Origin of the sequence: Microbacterium aurantiacum, assembly GCF_040532595.1 — a bacterium.
Taxonomy (GTDB): domain Bacteria; phylum Actinomycetota; class Actinomycetes; order Actinomycetales; family Microbacteriaceae; genus Microbacterium; species Microbacterium chocolatum_B.
Genome location: NZ_JBEVYX010000001.1, coordinates 2,201,550 through 2,218,123, shown reverse-complemented (window position 1 = coordinate 2,218,123; position 16,574 = coordinate 2,201,550). Strand labels below are relative to the sequence as shown.

The 16,574-nt window shown below is 72.0% G+C and carries 13 protein-coding genes; 1 reads left to right on the top strand and 12 read right to left on the bottom strand.

Going from position 1 to position 16,574, the window contains the following annotated elements; all coding sequences use genetic code 11:
• Positions 1-71: 71 nt before the first annotated feature.
• Positions 72-2,291, bottom strand: coding sequence for an NADP-dependent isocitrate dehydrogenase (locus tag ABXJ56_RS10405; protein WP_353999595.1), 2,220 nt, complete (start codon positions 2,289-2,291; stop codon positions 72-74).
• A 153-nt stretch (positions 2,292-2,444) separates the two neighbouring features.
• On the opposite strand from ABXJ56_RS10405, the gene ABXJ56_RS10400 reads away from it, so the two are divergent.
• Positions 2,445-2,897 (top strand): GNAT family N-acetyltransferase, encoded by a 453-nt coding sequence (locus ABXJ56_RS10400; RefSeq protein ID WP_353999594.1) that lies wholly within the window; start codon positions 2,445-2,447, stop codon positions 2,895-2,897.
• Between the two features lie 244 nt (positions 2,898-3,141).
• Here ABXJ56_RS10400 and ABXJ56_RS10395 read toward each other — a convergent pair whose 3' ends face one another.
• From ABXJ56_RS10395 to sucD, 11 genes are all read right to left on the bottom strand, one after another.
• Positions 3,142-4,959, bottom strand: coding sequence for an ABC transporter ATP-binding protein (locus tag ABXJ56_RS10395; RefSeq protein WP_353999593.1), 1,818 nt, complete (start codon positions 4,957-4,959; stop codon positions 3,142-3,144).
• Positions 4,956-6,752, bottom strand: coding sequence for an ABC transporter ATP-binding protein (locus tag ABXJ56_RS10390; RefSeq protein WP_353999592.1), 1,797 nt, complete (start codon positions 6,750-6,752; stop codon positions 4,956-4,958). Before ABXJ56_RS10390 ends, ABXJ56_RS10395 begins: the two co-directional genes overlap by 4 nt.
• 275 nt (positions 6,753-7,027) lie before the next feature.
• Positions 7,028-7,555, bottom strand: coding sequence for a methylated-DNA--[protein]-cysteine S-methyltransferase (locus tag ABXJ56_RS10385; protein ID WP_353999591.1), 528 nt, complete (start codon positions 7,553-7,555; stop codon positions 7,028-7,030).
• The gene (locus ABXJ56_RS10380) at positions 7,552-9,069 is read right to left on the bottom strand and encodes a DNA-3-methyladenine glycosylase 2 family protein (protein WP_354000002.1); all 1,518 of its coding nucleotides are present in this window, start codon (positions 9,067-9,069) and stop codon (positions 7,552-7,554) included. Before ABXJ56_RS10380 ends, ABXJ56_RS10385 begins: the two co-directional genes overlap by 4 nt.
• A gap of 82 nt (positions 9,070-9,151) precedes the next feature.
• Positions 9,152-10,756 (bottom strand): bifunctional phosphoribosylaminoimidazolecarboxamide formyltransferase/IMP cyclohydrolase, encoded by a 1,605-nt coding sequence (purH, locus tag ABXJ56_RS10375; RefSeq protein ID WP_353999590.1) that lies wholly within the window; start codon positions 10,754-10,756, stop codon positions 9,152-9,154.
• Positions 10,757-10,786: 30 nt separating this feature from the next.
• Positions 10,787-11,389, bottom strand: a complete 603-nt coding sequence (gene purN / locus ABXJ56_RS10370) for a phosphoribosylglycinamide formyltransferase (protein WP_353999589.1) — start codon at positions 11,387-11,389, stop codon at positions 10,787-10,789.
• A gap of 9 nt (positions 11,390-11,398) precedes the next feature.
• Entirely contained in the window at positions 11,399-12,838 is a 1,440-nt protein-coding gene (locus tag ABXJ56_RS10365) for a cell division protein PerM (protein ID WP_353999588.1), read from the bottom strand.
• Positions 12,839-12,869: 31 nt separating this feature from the next.
• Positions 12,870-14,462 carry a polysaccharide deacetylase family protein gene (locus ABXJ56_RS10360; RefSeq protein WP_353999587.1) on the bottom strand — a complete coding sequence of 531 codons (1,593 nt, stop codon included), beginning with the start codon at positions 14,460-14,462 and terminating at the stop codon, positions 12,870-12,872.
• Positions 14,459-15,067 carry a hypothetical protein gene (locus tag ABXJ56_RS10355; protein ID WP_353999586.1) on the bottom strand — a complete coding sequence of 203 codons (609 nt, stop codon included), beginning with the start codon at positions 15,065-15,067 and terminating at the stop codon, positions 14,459-14,461. Before ABXJ56_RS10355 ends, ABXJ56_RS10360 begins: the two co-directional genes overlap by 4 nt.
• 55 nt (positions 15,068-15,122) lie before the next feature.
• On the bottom strand, positions 15,123-15,563 hold the full coding sequence (locus ABXJ56_RS10350; protein WP_353999585.1) for a nitroreductase family deazaflavin-dependent oxidoreductase: 441 nt from the start codon (positions 15,561-15,563) through the stop codon (positions 15,123-15,125).
• 99 nt (positions 15,564-15,662) lie between these two features.
• Complete coding sequence (sucD, locus tag ABXJ56_RS10345) at positions 15,663-16,565, bottom strand: succinate--CoA ligase subunit alpha (protein WP_353999584.1); 903 nt, start codon at positions 16,563-16,565, stop codon at positions 15,663-15,665.
• Between the last annotated feature and the right edge of the window lie 9 nt (positions 16,566-16,574).

The window sequence follows — 16,574 nt, the reverse complement described above, 5'->3', positions numbered from 1 at the left end:
CCACCGCGCGAACGCGGAAACGGTCGCCCGCGAGCTGCGGGCGACCGTTTCGATGTTGTGCGACGCGTCGCTCAGGCGAGCGCGTCGATGATGCCGTTGAAGGTCTGCGACGGACGCATGACGACGTCGACCCGAGCGGTGTCCGGACGGTAGTAGCCGCCGATGTCCGCCGGCTGCCCCTGGACGGCGCCCAGCTCTGCGACGATCGTCTCCTCGTTTGAGGCGAGAGCCTCCGCGACCGGCGCGAAGATCGCGGCGAGATCGGCATCCGCCGTCTGGCGCGCCAGTTCCTGCGCCCAGTAGAGCGTCAGGTAGAAGTGGCTGCCGCGGTTGTCGATCGAACCGAGCTTGCGGCCCGGCGACTTGTCGTTCTCGAGGAACGTCCCCGTCGCGGCATCCAGCGTGTCCGCGAGGACCTGGGCCCGCGCGTTGCCGGTCGTGGTGGCGAGGTGCTCGAGCGACGCGGCCAGGGCGAAGAACTCCCCGAGCGAGTCCCAGCGGAGGTAGTTCTCCTCCACCAGCTGCTGCACGTGCTTGGGGGCGGAGCCGCCTGCACCGGTCTCGAAGAGGCCACCGCCCGCGAGGAGCGGCACGATCGAGAGCATCTTGGCACTCGTTCCCACCTCGAGGATCGGGAAGAGGTCGGTGAGGTAGTCGCGCAGCACGTTACCGGTGACGGAGATCGTGTCCTCGCCGCGGCGCATGCGCTCCAGCGTGTACTTCGTCGCCTCGTCCGGGGGCAGGATGACGATCTCGACGCCGGCGGTGTCCAGCAGCGCGAGGCCCTGGTGCACCTTGGCGATCAGCTGGGCGTCGTGCGCGCGGTTGACGTCGAGCCAGAACACCGCGGGCACGCCGGTCGCCCGAGCGCGCGTGACGGCGAGCTTCACCCAGTCCATCACCGGGATGTGCTTGGTCTGGGTGGCACGCCAGATGTCGCCGGTGCCGACGACGTGCTCGAGAAGGACGGTGCCCTCCGAGTCGACGACCTGGACCGTGCCGGGGGCGGCGATCTCGAAGGTCTTGTCGTGGCTGCCGTACTCCTCGGCCTTCTGCGCCATGAGTCCGACGTTGGGAACCGTGCCGATCGTGGCCGGGTCGAGCGGCCCGTTCGCGATGACGTCCTCGATGACGGCCTGGTAGACGCCGGCGTAGGAGGAGTCGGGGATGACGGCGATGGTGTCGTCCTCGCCGCCGTCGGCGCCCCAGAGCTTGCCGCCGTTGCGGACGAGCGCGGGCATCGAGGCGTCGACGATCACGTCGCTCGGGACGTGGAGGTTGGTGATGCCCTTGTCGGAGTTGACGTAGGACAGGCGCGGGCCCTCGGCGAGGGCGGCCTCGATCGCCGCGACGATCTCGTCGCCGCCCTCGACCGTCGCAAGCCCCGACAGGATGCCGCCCAGACCGTTGTTGGGCGTGAGGCCGGCCTCGGCGATGCGGTCGCCGAACCGGGCGAACACGTCGGCGAAGTACGCCTTCACGACGTGCCCGAAGATGATCGGGTCGCTGACCTTCATCATCGTGGCCTTGAGGTGCACGGAGTACAGGACGTCGTCGGCGGATGCCGCGGCGAGCGTCTCGGCGAGGAAGGCGTCCAGCGCCGCCGCGGACAGGAACGTCGCGTCGATGATCTCGCGCGGAAGGACCTTGAGGCCCTCCTTCAGGACGGTCTCGGTGCCGTCCTCGCCGATGTGGCGGATGGTGAGGACGTCGTCGTGCGCCGCGACCCAGGACTTCTCGTTGCTCTTGAAGTCGTCGTGACCCATCGTGGCGACGCGGGTCTTCGACCCCTCGGCGAACGGCTTGTTGCGGTGCGGGTGCTTCTTGGCGTAGTTCTTCACAGCCAGCGGCGCACGGCGGTCGCTGTTGCCCTCGCGGAGCACCGGGTTCACCGCGGAGCCCTTGATGCGGTCGTAACGGGCGCGGATGTCCTTGTCCTCGACGCTCTGCGGGTCGTCGGGGTAGGCGGGGATGTCGTAGCCGAGACCCTGCAGCTCCGCGATGGCGGCCTTCAGCTGCGGGATGGACGCCGAGATGTTCGGCAGCTTGATGATGTTCGCCACGGGCAGCGTCGCGAGGCCCCCGAGCTCTGCGAGCGCGTCGCCCACCTGCTGCTCCGGCGTGAGGTTCTGGGGGAACGCGGCGAGGATGCGGCCGCCGAGCGAGATGTCGCGGATCTCGACATCGACGCCCGCCTGGCCGGTCACAGCCTGGATGATGGGGAGGAACGATGCCGTCGCCAGCGCCGGCGCCTCGTCGGTGTACGTGTAGATGATGGTCGAGTCAGTCACCTGTGTCGTCCTTCTTTCAGTCCCGCTCACCTTATCGCACCGACCTCAAAGTATCTCGACGTCGAGATATCTCGGCCCGCCCGCGCGCGATTGTGTGACGCCCTGTCCACACCCGCGCGTGACCCCGACGGGCATTGCCGTTAGCCTGGGGCCATGGGTGAACTGCGACTTGAGGAACTGTCCGCTTCGACGATCGTCGCCGTCAACAACATGTCCCTCAAGCCCGGACAGGAGGAGTTCCTCTCCCCCGTCAGCTACGGGATCGCGGCCACCGTGGTGAACCCGCAGACCTCCTGGCAGCGCGTCGTCCTCGACGGCGACGACGTCGTCGGTTTCATCAGCGGCAACTTCGACCCCGACTTCCCTCAGGAGCACTTCCGCTCGGTCCTGTGGCGCATCAATGTCGACGCCGACGACCAGGGCCGCGGTGTCGGCCGCTTCGCCGTCGAGGCTCTCCTCGGCGAGGCCCGCGAGCGCGGCATGTCGCACGTGAACGTCATCTACGAAGCCGGTGAGGGAGGGCCGCAGGCCTTCTTCCACCGTGTCGGCTTCGAGCCGGTGGGCGAGACGGAGTACGGCGAGGTCATCGCCGAAACCCGTCTCTGACCTCCGCGCAGACCGGCGGCGGGGCCTCGGATACCCCTCCCCCATCGGGGCCTCGCCGTCTACGTCCCCCACTCCCCGCAGAAGCCGCCGTCCTCGGACGGCGGCTTCTGTCACGTTCGCGTCCCCTCGCGCGAGCACGATCGCGGAGATGTGCACGATCGCGGACAGGATGCCCACGGGGCATCCGTCATCGTGCACATCTCCGTGACCGTGCACAGGGGATATGCGCGGTGCGCGCGCAGCGTCAGACGAGAGACTCCCGCCATGCCGCGTGCAGCTGGGCGAACTTCCCGGAGCCCTCGATGAGCGCGTGGGGTTCGTCGTCCTCGATGATCCGCCCGTGCTCCATCACCAGCACCCGGTCGGCGATCGCGACCGTGGACAGGCGGTGCGCGATGATGATCGCCGTGCGATCGGCGAGGAGCGTCTGCAGGGCCTGCTGGATCTGCCGCTCCGACGGGATGTCGAGCGAGGCCGTCGCCTCGTCGAGGATCAGCACCGCGGGGTCGGCGAGGAACGCGCGGGCGAAGGAGATGAGCTGGCGCTGTCCGGCCGACACGCGACCGCCACGCTTGTTGACATCGGTGGCGTAACCGTCCGGGAGCGCCTCGATGAACGCGTGCGCGCCGACCGCACGGGCGGCGTTCTTGATCTCCTCGAGCGTCGCGTCGGGCTTGCCCAGCGCGATGTTGTCGGCGACCGTGCCGCTGAACAGGTACGCCTCCTGCGTGACCATGACGATCGCCCGGCGGAGGTCCTTCGGGTGCAGCCGACGGAGGTCCACATCGTCGAGGGTGACCGCCCCCGCGCTGGGATCGTAGAAGCGCGACACGAGCTTGGCGAGCGTCGACTTGCCCGCCCCCGTCGTCCCCACCAGGGCGATCGTCTGCCCGGCGGGGATGTCGAGGGAGAAGTGCGGCAGGATCGTCGGCCCGTCGGCGTACCCGAAGGTCACGTCGCGGAACTCCACGTGCCCGCGCGCGGTCCACAGGTCGACCGGCTCGGCCGGGTCGGGCACGGTCGGCTCCTCGTCGAGGACGCCGGACACCTTCTCGAGCGCGGCCGTGGCGGATTGGTAGGAGTTCAGGAAGAACGCGACCTCCTGCAGCGGCGAGAAGAAGTTCCGCACGTACAGGACGGCCGCCGTGAGGACGCCGACCGCGATAGCGCCGTCGGCGACGCGGATGCCGCCCCACAGCACGATGAGGGCGAGCGACACGGTGGCGATCGCCATGAGGCCCGGCTCGAACGTCCCGAACAGACGGATCGAGCGCATGTTCACGTCCCGGTAGTGCTCGGCGAGTCCGCCGAACTCCTCGTCGTTGCGCGGCTCCTTGCGGAACGCCTTGACGGCGCGGATGCCGGTCATGGACTCGACGAACTTCACGATCACCGAGGCGCTCACCACCCGCGACTCGCGGTAGACCCGCTGCGAGCGCAGGTAGAACCAGCGCATCAGGAGGAACAGCGGGATCCCCATGACGGCGAGGATGACGCCCGACTGCCAATCGAGCAGCAGGAGGGCGACCAGGGTGAACAGACCGAACATCACGCCGGAGACGAGTTCGTTGAGGCCCCCGTCGAGCAGCTCGCGGATGGTGTCGAGATCGCTCGTCTGCCGGGAGATAATCCGGCCCGACGTGTACGACTCGTGGAACTCCAGGCTGAGCCGCTGGGTGTGCAGGAAGATGCGCTTGCGAAGGTCCAGCATGATCGCCTGCGTGAGGCGGGCCGCCACCACGACGTACCACCCGATGAGGGCGGCGCCGCTGACCGCGGTGAGCAGGTAGAGCCCGACGACGCCGATCGTCGGCATCCAGTCCATCTCGTCGAGGACCGCCGGCAGGGCGCTGTCGATGCCGAACGCGATGAGGGCGGGGCCGATCACCCGGAGGGCCGTGGAGACGACGAGCACGACACCGGCGAGGATCAGCTGGCCCCGCACGGGCGAGATGAGCGAGCCGAGGAGCCGCAGGGAGCGACGGCGGATCGCGCGGCTCTCCTCGCGGGTGTAGTCCGAGCGGTCCTCGCCGCTCGTGCCGGAGACGGTGGTGGGGGTCACGGGTTCGCCTCCTCGAGGCTGGAGATGACGTGCCGGTAGTGCTCGCTCCGGCGGAGGAGCTCCGAGTGGGTGCCGACGGCGGTGACGCGGCCGGCTTCGAGCAGCGCCACGCGGTCGGCGAGGGTGACGGTCGACGGGCGGTGCGCGACCACGAGCGCGGTGGTGGAGTGGAGGACTTCGCGAAGCGCGTCCTCCACCAGCTTCTCGGTGTCCACGTCGAGCGCGGAGAGCGGGTCGTCCAGCACGAGCACCGCGGGCCGCGCCGCGACCGCGCGCGCGAGGGCGAGTCGCTGACGCTGTCCGCCGGAGAGCGAGAGTCCTTCTTCGCCGATCACGGTGTCGACGCCCTCGGGGAGGTCGTCGACGAAGTGCGCCTGGGCGACGGCGAGCGCCTCCCGCATGATCGCCTCCCCCTCGGGCGAGGCGGGATCGAGGTCTTCACGCCCCAGGAGGACGTTCTCGCGCACGGTCTGCGAGAACAGGGTCGCATCCTCGAACGCCATGCCGATGTGGGTGCGCAGTTCCCGCAGCGACAGGTCGCGGATGTCGACGCCGTCGAGCGTCACCCGACCCCCCGTGACGTCGTAGAGACGCGTGGGCAGGGTCGTCAGCGTCGTCTTCCCGGACCCGGTCAGTCCGACGAGCGCCATCGTCTCCCCGGGCCGCAGCTGCAGGTCGATGCCGTCGAGCAGGTCGCGTTCGCCGGGCGCGGCATCCTGATACCGGAAGTGGACCCCCTCGAAGGCGAGCTCGCCGCGCGGCGCGGTGAGGGATGCCGGGGAGGCGGGGTCGGTGATGGTGTTCTCTTCGTCGAAGACCTCGAAGATGCGGTCGGTGGCGGTCCGCGCATCGAGGGTGAAGGAGAAGAGGAAGCCGATCGACTCCATCGGCCACCGGAGGACCACGGCCATGGCGAAGAACGCCACGAGCTCCGCGGTCTGCAGCTGCCCGAGCTGCACGAGGAAGATGCCGAGGCCGAGGCACAGCGCGAAGGCGATGTCGGGCAGGAGGACCAGCCAGAACCAGATCCAGCCCACCGCGCGGGCCTTGTCGAGCTCCGTCTCGCGGAGGGTCTCCGCCTGGCGCGCGAACTTGCGGAGGGCGTGCGTCCCGCGCCCGAACGCCTTCAGGACGCGGATGCCGTGCACGCTCTCCTCGACGCTCGTGGCGAGGTCGCCGGCCTGGTCCTGACTCTGGCGGGCGAGGGTGCCGTAGGTCTTCTCGAACCGATAGCCGGCGTACCACAGCGGCGCCGAGACGAGGAGGAAGAGGGTGCCGAGGGCCCAGTGCCAGCGGAAGAGCAGGGCGGTGCCGACGAGGATCGTGAGGGTGTTCACGACAAGGAGGACGACGCCGAAGGCCATCCACCGCCGGAGCATGCTGATGTCCTGCATCATCCGGCTGAGGAGCTGGCCGGACTGCCAGCGGTCGTGGAACGAGACGGGGAGTCGCTGGAGCCGGGCGTAGAAGCTCGTGCGCAGACCGAACTCGACCTTCGTCGACGGGCCGAGGACGAACCACCGCCGCAGCCACACCATGAGCGCCTCGGTCAGGCCGAGCCCGAGGATCGCGACGGCCCCCCACACGATCAGGACGGTGTCGCCCGAGGCGAGAGGGCCCGCGACCACCTGCTCGAGGACGAGCGGGATCGCCAGGGCGAGCAGGCTCGCGACCAGCGCGCTCGCGGCGCCGAGCGCGAGGCGCGGGAGCACGGGGCGTGCGAAGGGAAGCAGGCGCGCAAGGGCGCGCGGAGTGGAGACGGTCGGCCGTTTCGGGCTGGCGTTAGCGGTCATGATCCTTGTGGGAGGTGGAGCGGGCCCGAGACGGGCGAGGTGGGCGCGGGCGAGCGCGGACGCGGTCTCCCGGAGGAGAGAACACGGAAGTGGGCGGGATATGCCCGCGGGCGGAAGAGCGGAAGTTGCCCTAGCGGCGGGAGCCCGGTCCGAAACCGGTGAGGCCTGCGGGGAGGAGGGCGGCGGTCTTCGCGACGTCGGCGGCCTGGATCATGGCGTCCTCCTCAGGTGAGCGGGCAGGGCCCGAGCGCGCCCGGAGCGGACGCGACAGCCTTCTACCGTACGCGCGCCGCGACGGTCGGCGCAAGCGCTTTCTCGCGCGCGAGGAGACTCTCCTTCACTGCGACGCCCCACGCGAAGCCGCCGAGAGAGCCGTCGGCGCGGAGCACCCGATGGCACGGCACGAAGAGCGCCGGGGCGTTGCGCGCGCAGATGGAGGCCGCCGCCCGGACGGCGCGCGGGGCGCCGAGCGCGGCCGCGAGGCCGGTGTAGGTCAGGGGTGCACCCGGATCGATCCGGCGGAGGGCGTCCCATCCGGCACGCTGCAGCGGTGTGCCCCAGGCGCGGACGACGACGGTGTCGATCGCGCGGAGGTCGCCGGCGTAGTACGCGGCGACGGCGGCCGCGGCATCCGTCTCTCCGTCCTGGACCGCGAGCGGGCGGTGATCCGGCGACAGGCGCGTGACGAGGGCATCGCGGTCGTCGGTCCACCCCGAGGCGAGGACGGCACCGTCGCCCGCGTCCGCGAGGAGGGCGAACGGCCCGTCGGGGGTGTCGACGATCTGGAACAGGGCGGAGGTCATGCGGGCGCTCCTTGCATGGCGGAATCGGTGACCGGCACGGACCCCGGACCCGGGGTGCGCCACGCGCGCGTCACGGGGGCGGCGTACCAGAAGTGCGCCATGGCGTAGCTGCGCCACGGCGCGGTGCGCCCGGCCCACGCGGTGAACCCGGCCGGATCGGAGGGGAGCCCGAGGTGGCCCGCGCCGGTGCGAGCGGCCACATCTCCGGGCAGCAGGACGTCCGGATCACCCAGGACGCGCATGCGGACGTAGTCCGCGGTCCACGGGCCGACCCCGCGGAGGGCGAGGAGCCGCGCCCGCTGCTCGCCCGGGTCGTCCCCGGGACCGAGCGTGAGGGTGCCGTCGGCGAGGGCGGCGGCGGCGTCGATGACCGCCCGGATGCGGGCGCCGGGACCGCGCAGCACCTCGGCGCCCCGCTCGGCGATGACCGCGGGATCCGGGAAGAGGATCGACGCCTCCTCCCCGGTCTCGACCCGGTCGCCGAGTGCCGCAGCGAGACGCCCCTGGAGGGTACGGGCGGAGGCGACGCTGATCTGCTGGCCGATCATCGCCCGCAGGAGCATCTCGGGGGCGTCGATCGCGCCGGGGACCCGCACACCCGGGATGTCGGCGACCGCCGGCGCCAGCTCCGGATGCCGGGCGAGGGTCTCGTCGACGGCCAGCGGATCGGCGTCCAGGTCGAACAGGCGGCGCACCCGCGCGAGGAGCGGGGCCAGGTCGCCGAGCGCCGCGGGCCGCGCGCGCAGGCGGAGCCGCCCGTCATCGGTCTGGTGCACGGCGAACCATGCCGGGCCGCCCGCGAGGCGGACGGTGCGTGAGAAGCTCGTGCCGTCGCCGTGCTCGACCCCGGGGACGGCGTGGGCGCGCATCCATCCGAAGAGCCCCGCGGTGTCGATGGGTTCGCGCAGCGGCAGGGCCAGGTCGACCGTGCCCGCGACAGGGGCGTCGGTCGTCGCGCGCGCACGACGCGCGCGCAGCTCGGTGGGCGGCATCCCGAACACCTCGCCGATGGTCTCGGTGAACTGGCGGATGCTGGAGAAGCCCGAGGAGAAGGCGACCTCCGCCGCCGAGAGCTCCGTGCCGACGAGGAGGGTCCGCGCGGTATGGGCCCGCTGCGCCCTCGCGAGCGCGAGGGGGCCTGCGCCGAGCTCGCTGGTGAGCAGACGCGTCAGATGCCGGGACGAGTATCCGAGGCGGCGCGCCAGCCCCGGGACACCCTCGCGATCCACGACGCCGTCGGCGATCAGCCGCATGGCGCGGGCCGCCGCATCCGAGCGGAGATCCCAGGCGGGAGACCCGGGCGCCGCCTCGGGCAGACAGCGCCTGCAGGCGCGGTACCCCGCCTCGTGTGCGGCGGCGGACGTCGCGAAGAACGTGACGTTCTCGGCGCGGGGCGTGCGTGCGGGACAGCTCGGCCGGCAGTAGATGCCGGTCGTGCGCACCGCGGTGACGAACTGCCCGTCGAAGCGGCGGTCGCGCGCGTGGATCGCGCGGTACCGCTCGTCGAAGGTCATTCCGGGGTGCACTCCCCCAGCCTGACATGCCCCGCCGACACCGGCTGGCGGAAATCGGACACGACGGTGGCCGCCACTCGGGTCAGTGGAAGAAGTGCCGCTCCCCGGTGAAGAACATCGTCACTCCCGCCTGACGCGCGGCCTCGACGACCTCCGCGTCGCGGACCGATCCGCCCGGCTGCACGATCGCCGAGACTCCGGCGTCCAGCAGCACCTGCGGTCCGTCGGCGAACGGGAAGAACGCGTCGGATGCCGCGACCGCGCCCTGCACGCGATCGCCCGCGCGCTCGACGGCGAGGCGGCAGGAGTCCACCCGGTTCACCTGGCCCATGCCGATGCCCACGGTGGCGGAGTTCTTCGCGAGGACGATCGCGTTGGACTTCACCGCGCGGCAGGCCTTCCACGCGAAGATGAGGTTGGTCATCTCCTCCGCATCGGGCCGTTCGCCCGAGACCAGCTCCCAGTTGGCCGCGACGGATTCGATGTCGTCGGGGAAGCGGTCGGCATCCTGCAGGAGCAGTCCCCCCGAGACGAGCCGGACGTCCATGCGCTCCTGCTGCCAGTCCGCCGGCAGCTGCAGGATGCGGAGGTTCTGCTTCAGGCGGAAGACCTCGAGGGCCTCGGGCTCGAAGTCGGGCGCGACGATCACCTCGGTGAAGATGTCGCGGAGGTTCTCGGCCATCTTCAGCGTCACGGTGCGGTTGGCCGCGATGACTCCGCCGAAGGCCGAGACCGGGTCGCACTCGTGCGCACGCAGGTGCGCCGAGGCGATGGGGTCGAGCGCGTTGGGCGCCGTCACGGCGATGCCGCACGGGTTCGCGTGCTTGATGATCGCCACGGCCGGCTTGACCATGTCGAAGGCGGCGCGGAGCGCCGCGTCGGCGTCGACGTAGTTGTTGTACGACATCGCCTTGCCCTGCAGCTGCGTCGCCTGCGCGATGCCGTGGCCGCCCACCCGGGTGTAGATCGCCGCGCGCTGGTGCGAGTTCTCGCCGTAGCGGAGGGTCTCGAGCCGCTCGGCGGTGATCGTGAGGTGGTTCGGGAGGCCCTCGCCGGCGAGCGTCTCCTCGGCGAACCAGGTCGCGACCGCTCGGTCGTACTCGCTCGTGTGCGCGAAGGCGCGCGCGGCGAGGTCGCGGCGCTGATCGAGGTTCGTGCCGCCGGCGCGCACGGCGTCGATGATCGCCGGATAGCTCTCGGGCGAGACGGCGATCGCGACGTTGGCGTAGTTCTTCGCCGACGCGCGCACCATCGCGGGGCCGCCGATGTCGATCTGCTCGACGACCGCGTCGCCCTCGGCGCCCGAGCGGACGGTCTCGACGAACGGGTACAGGTTCACCACGACGAGCTCGAACGGCTGGATGCCGAGTTCGCCGAGCTGCGCGCGGTGGTTGTCGAGCCGGAGGTCGGCGAGGAGACCGGCGTGCACACCCGGGTGCAGGGTCTTCACGCGTCCGTCGAGCGACTCCGGGAAGCCCGTGACGGCCGAGACGTCGGTGACGTCGTGTCCGGCATCCCGGATCGTGGCGGCCGTCGACCCGGTCGAGACGATCTCGATGCCGGCCTCGGCGAGCGCTGCGGCCAGCACCAGCAGATCGGTCTTGTCACTCACCGACAGCAGCGCCCGACGGATCGGGACGACGTCACGGGCGGTGTAGAGAGCGGGGTCGTGCGTGGGGCCTGCCATGGCGGTCTCCTCGAAGGATCGGACGGGAGGTCAGGATGCCGACGCCCGGGCGGCGGCGGCGAGGTCGAGGTCGCCCGTGGCGACGCGGCGGACCACGTCGATCAGCAGGCGGCGTTCGACGGGCTTGATGCGGTCGTGGAGGGCGTGCTCGTCGTCGCCCGGGAGGACCGGAACGCGCTCCTGCGCCAGGATCGGGCCGGAGTCGACGCCGGCGTCGACGAGGATGACGCTGGCACCGGTCTCCTCCACCCCTGCGGCGAGGGCGTCGCGGACGCCGTGCGCGCCGGGGAACTCCGGCAGGAACGCCGGGTGGGTGTTGATGATGCGCGGGCTCCACTCGTCGACGAGACCGGCGGGGAGGAGGCGCATCAGCCCGCTGAGGACGACCAGATCGGGCTGCCACACCGCGAGCTGTGCGCCGAGCTCGGCCCCCCATGCCTCACGCGAGTCGAACTGCTCGAACGGGACGAGGAAGGTCGGGATGCCGAAGTACTCGGCGTGCCCGAAGCCGTCCGCCTCGCGGTCGGCACCGACGACGACCACGCGCGCGGGGAAATCCTGTTCGGCCGCCGCTTCCAGCAGAGCCCGCAGATTCGACCCGGCGCCCGAGATGAGGACGGCGACGGTGAGCACCGGGCAAGTCTAGCGGGGAGGGTCCTCGCCGCCCGGTTCGCGGAGATCGGAGAGGTCTTCGGTGACATCGTCCGCGGGATCGGACGGGGCCGGGGTCGCTGCCGGGGTCGCGGGGGCGAGCGAGGAGAGGTCCTCGGTCTCGCCGTCCGCGTCGGGCAGGTCATCGCCGAACGCCGTCGGTGTCTCCTCGCGGTACACGGCCTGCGCCTCTTCGCGGTACTCGCCCCGGTACGCCTCTGCTGCCTCGTCGTCGAGCGCCCGCGGCGACAGCAGGAGGATCGCGGCGCCGACGAGCACCTCGAGCCCCAGGCTGAGCGCGAGGGGCCCGGGTTCCGGCCCCACCCGCTCGAAGCGTCCGGGCCCCATCCCCCCGGAGGTGACGACGGCGAGGAGCGCGCCGAACCCGGCGGCGAGGAGTCCGAGCACCCCCGCGATGATCGCGCGCGGGGTGAGAGGGACGTCGGCGACGGCGCCGTCGCGGAGGCGGCGACGGACGATGAGGCCCGCGAGGGCGCCGACCCCGACGGGGAGCAGAGCGAGGAGGAGCAGCCACGGCGACGTCGCCGAAGGGAGCAGCCCGAGGAGCGGGATGCCGGGGACGACACCGGCATCCGTCCCGCCCGGTGCGATCGCGGTGCCCTCTCCCAGGGTGAAGCCGGGGCCGGCGACGAACGCGACGCCCCACCCCCAGAGGGTCGGGAGGTAGAGGAAGGAGCCGAGGGCGAGCACCACGGAGCCGATGAGATCGACCCCGGCGGCCTGTGTGAGCGAGATGACCTCGCCCATCCCCGCGACGACGGCGGCGGTGACGACGAGGCCGCCGAGTCCCACCAGCCCGGCCGCGATGACCGCGAGACCCGCGGCGGTCGCCCGCACCGCCTCCTCCGCGCGGGCGCGCTCGAGGCGGTCCCGGACTGCGGCGACGGGTCCGGCATCCGCATCGTCCCATTGCCCCGCCACGGCGCCCCCGAGCGCGGGAACGGCGAAGACGAGAGAGGGCAGGAGGATCGCGAGCGCGGGATCGGCCACCGCGACCTCGGTCCGCGCGCTCACGGCCACGAGCGTCGCGATGCCGGCGAACACGATGCCACCGACGGCCGCGCCGACGAGGCCCGATCCCGCGTCGGCGGCGCGGCGTCCGGATCGCGCGGCGAAGGCCGCGGTGAACACCGCGAAGGCGAGGGGCGCGAGGGAGAGCGGGAAGGATGCCGCGGCCGGGTCGATGCCCGTCACGGCGACGTACTCCGGCGGCAGGGTGATCGCCAGCGGCACGAGGTGTCCGAGCTGCCAGACCGTTCCCGCCGCGGGCCACAGTGTGCCGAGGTCGGGGAGTCCGTCGAAGCCGAACACCCACAGGAGCGTCAGCGGCGCGAGGGATGCCGCGAGACCCACGACGGCGGCGATGACGGCGTCGAAGGCGGCGAGGAGGGCGATGGTGAGGCGATACATGCCCGATCGACCCTACCCACGGGCGTGCCGCTCACGGTGCGGCGCGCCACGCTCCGGATGCCGGGAGATCGCCGTCGAAGAGCTGGGTGATCGTCGCGGTGGAGAAACCGCGGTCGCGGAGGCCGGAGACGATGGCCGGCGTCGCCGAGACGGACCGTTCCTGGGTGTCGTGGAGGAGGATGATGCCGCCGACGGTCGCCCCCCGCACGGAGCTCGCGACGATCTCGGACTCCGCCGGACCCGCCCAGTCGCGCGTGTCGACGGTCCAGATCATCGCCGGCTCGCCGGCGGCGGCGAGCACCTCCGCGGTGAACTCCCCGTAGGGCGGCCGGAAGGTCGCCACCGGCTGCCCGGACAGCGAGCGGAGGAGCGTCGCCGTCCGGCCCAGCTGGTCGCGCACCTGCTCGGGGGTGAGCGAGGGCAGCGAGGGATGGTTCCAGGTGTGGTTGCCGATCTCATGCCCCTCCGCCGCCGCTCGGCGCACCGTGTCGGGGGCGCCGGCGGCGTACTGACCGAGGACGTAGAGCGTGGCGCTCGCGCGGAGCGTGGCGAGTTCGTCGAGCAGACGCGGGGTGTGCACGGTCGGCCCGTCGTCGTAGGTGAGCGCGACGCACGGGACGAGGGCGCAGTCCAGCCGGTCGAGCCCGGCCGGCACCGCGGGCGGACCGGCGTACGGCTCGCCGACCGCGGCGAGGACGGCGGCACCGAGCGGGGTCACGAGGGTCTCGGCGCGGACGGCGGGAACGGCCACCGTCAGCGGCTCGGAGGTCTCGGCCGCCCCGAGCGCGGCGAGTTCGGGGGCGCGGAAACCCGCGGGGATCGTGAAGGCGAGCCCGTCGTCCAGGCCGGGAACCGTCGTCGCGAGCGCGGCCCGCAGCGCTTCCCGCTGCTCGTCGCCCTCGAAGGTCGCCGGGGCGAGGCTCAGCGCTCCCGCATCCCGTCGCAGGGCGTCCACGATGTCGGCGCCGAGGGCATCGACCGCGTCCTCCTGCCACAGACCTGCCGCCGAGGACACCTCCCCCGTCGCGGTGTCGACGTAGAGGAGCTCGGTGCGGTCCGACGCGACCTCGCCGGCGGCGCCGGAGACGACCCGCATCCTCTGTGCGAAGATCGACCCCGCGGCGAGGACGACGTCGCAGACCACGGCCGTCCCCGCTCCGCCCGCAGGACCGAGCGCGGGGTCGGCGAGGAGCTCGGCCGCCGGTCGCGTCGTGGATCCGGCGACGCACGTGCGGTCCTCGAGGCCTGATCCCTCGGGGTGGGCGACGGGCCGGTAGGCGACACCGACCGTCGCACTCTGGGCGGCCACCGCCTCGCGGACCGTCGCCTCGATCGCGTCGTTGAAGGGGGCGACCAGGGCGCTGCGGCCGGGAAGCACCGACCAGCGTGCCTGGATGCCGACCTCGTCGTTGCGGATCCGCTGGGAGGTGAGGGAGGTCGACACCGCCGCCGCGTCGACGTCGACGGCATCCGGCGCGGCCACGACCCGTACGGTCGCGGCGCTCCAGTCCGGGGGCGTCCACTGCGGGTCCCCGACGGGGGCGCATCCCGCGAGGAGGAGCGTCGCCGCCGCGGCGAGGGCGAGGGTGCGGCGGGCGGCCGGGCGTGCGGGCCGGCGGGTCATGGGCGCACCCCGTCGAGGAGCTGCGCGAGCGCGGCGCGGTAGCGCGTCGGGTCGGCGCCGTCGCGGACGCGCGCGTCGACGACGACGCTCGCGGGCGCCTCCGGGGACTTCGCGACGGCTGCGACGACGACCGAGGATCCGACATCGACGTGGACGGCGATGCTCCCGGAGGCGAGGGGTTCGCTCCGCTCCGCCCCCGGTTCCGCGCCGGTGTCGTCCGCCGCGGCGGTCGCGGCGGCGGCGAGCGCCTCCTCCGCCGGAGCGGATGCCGCGGACACGCGCGCCTCGAGGGCGCCGTCCGGAGTCCGCACGAGGATCTCCTGCTCCCCCTGGCGTACGACGATCCAGCCGGCGGGCACGACGATCGCCGCCTCCGCGGACGCACCGACGGGCGCGGCGGTCACGCCGTCCGCGGTGGAGCTGGCGAGATTGGCCATCGAGGGCGGCACGGCGATGAGCGCGGCCACGGCGATCAGCGCGATGACCGCCACGGCGCCGACGAGCGCGAACGCGAGCGACCAGCCCGGTGAGGGACGGAGCGGCGTCGACCCAGCGGCGGCCACCGGTGCGGCATCCGTCGTCGATGCGCTCGGACCCCCACCCATGGGGGAAGTGTAGGGGGTGACGCGGACGTCCGGACGGAAGCCGGACGGACCGTGATCAGTCCGTGAAGGGCTCGAGCAGGAAGATCGCGATCCGCCGCTCGGTGCGCTCCTGGTACGCGTCGTAGTCCGGCCACACGGCGGTCGCGCGCTGCCACCATTCGTCGCGCTCGGCGCCGTCGAGTTCGCGGGCGAGGTAGTCGCGCTTGTCGGCCCCGTCCTGCAGCTCGACGTGCGGGTTCTTGATGATGTTGAAGTACCAGGCGGGGTGCTCGGGCGCGCCGCCCTTGGAGGCGACGACGAGGTAGCGCCCCTCGTGCTCCACGCGCATCAGGGCGGTCTTGCGGAGCCCTCCCGACTTCGCCCCGACCGTGGTCAGCACGATGATCGGCACGCCTCGCAGGAGGTTGTCCTCGGTGCCGCCGGAGGCCTCGTAGCGCTCCGCCTGCGTGCGGGCCCATTCGGACGTGGACGGCTTGTACTCTCCGGTCAGCGGCATGGCCTCCACGTTACCCGCGTGGATGCCGCGGCGGAACGGCGAACGCCCCGCCGGCCGAAGCCGAGCGGGGCGTTCGCGCGGTGTCCGCGGTGTCGCGGATCAGAGCGACTCGATGATCTCCCGCATGAGCGACGCGGTCTCGGACGGGGTCTTCCCGACCTTGACGCCGGCGGCCTCGAGGGCCTCCTTCTTCGCCTGCGCCGTGCCCGCGGATCCGGACACGATAGCGCCGGCGTGGCCCATGGTCTTGCCTTCCGGCGCGGTGAAGCCCGCGACGTAGCCGACGACCGGCTTGGTCACGTTGGCCTTGATGAACTCGGCCGCGCGCTCCTCGGCGTCGCCGCCGATCTCGCCGATCATGACGATGGCCTTCGTCTCGGGGTCGGCCTCGAAGGCGGCGAGCGCATCGATGTGCGTGGTGCCGATGATCGGGTCGCCGCCGATGCCGATGGCGGTGGAGAACCCGAGGTCGCGCAGCTCGAACATCATCTGGTAGGTCAGGGTGCCCGACTTGGAGACGAGGCCGATGGGACCCTTGCCGGTGATGTTGGCGGGGGTGATCCCCACCAGCGCCTCGCCCGGCGTGATGATGCCCGGGCAGTTGGGCCCGATGATGCGGGTCTTCTCGCCCTTGCTCTTCGTGTACGCCCAGGCCTCGGCGGTGTCGCCGACGGGCACGCCCTCGGTGATGACCACCAGGAGCGGGATCTCGGCGTCGATGGCCTCGATCATCGCGTCCTTCGTGAAGGCCGGGGGGACGAACGCGATCGAGACGTCCGCGCCGGTCTTCTCCATCGCCTCGGCGACGGAGGCGAACACGGGGAGCTCGACGGCGTTGCCGGAGGCGTCGACGTGCGAGACGGTGGTGCCGGCCTTGCGTGCGTTGACACCGCCGACGACGTTCGTGCCGGCCTTGAGCATCAGCGCGGTGTGCTTGGTGCCTTCACCGCCGGTGATGCCCTGAACGATGACCTTGGAGTCCTTGGTGAGGTAGATCGACATGTTCTGGTC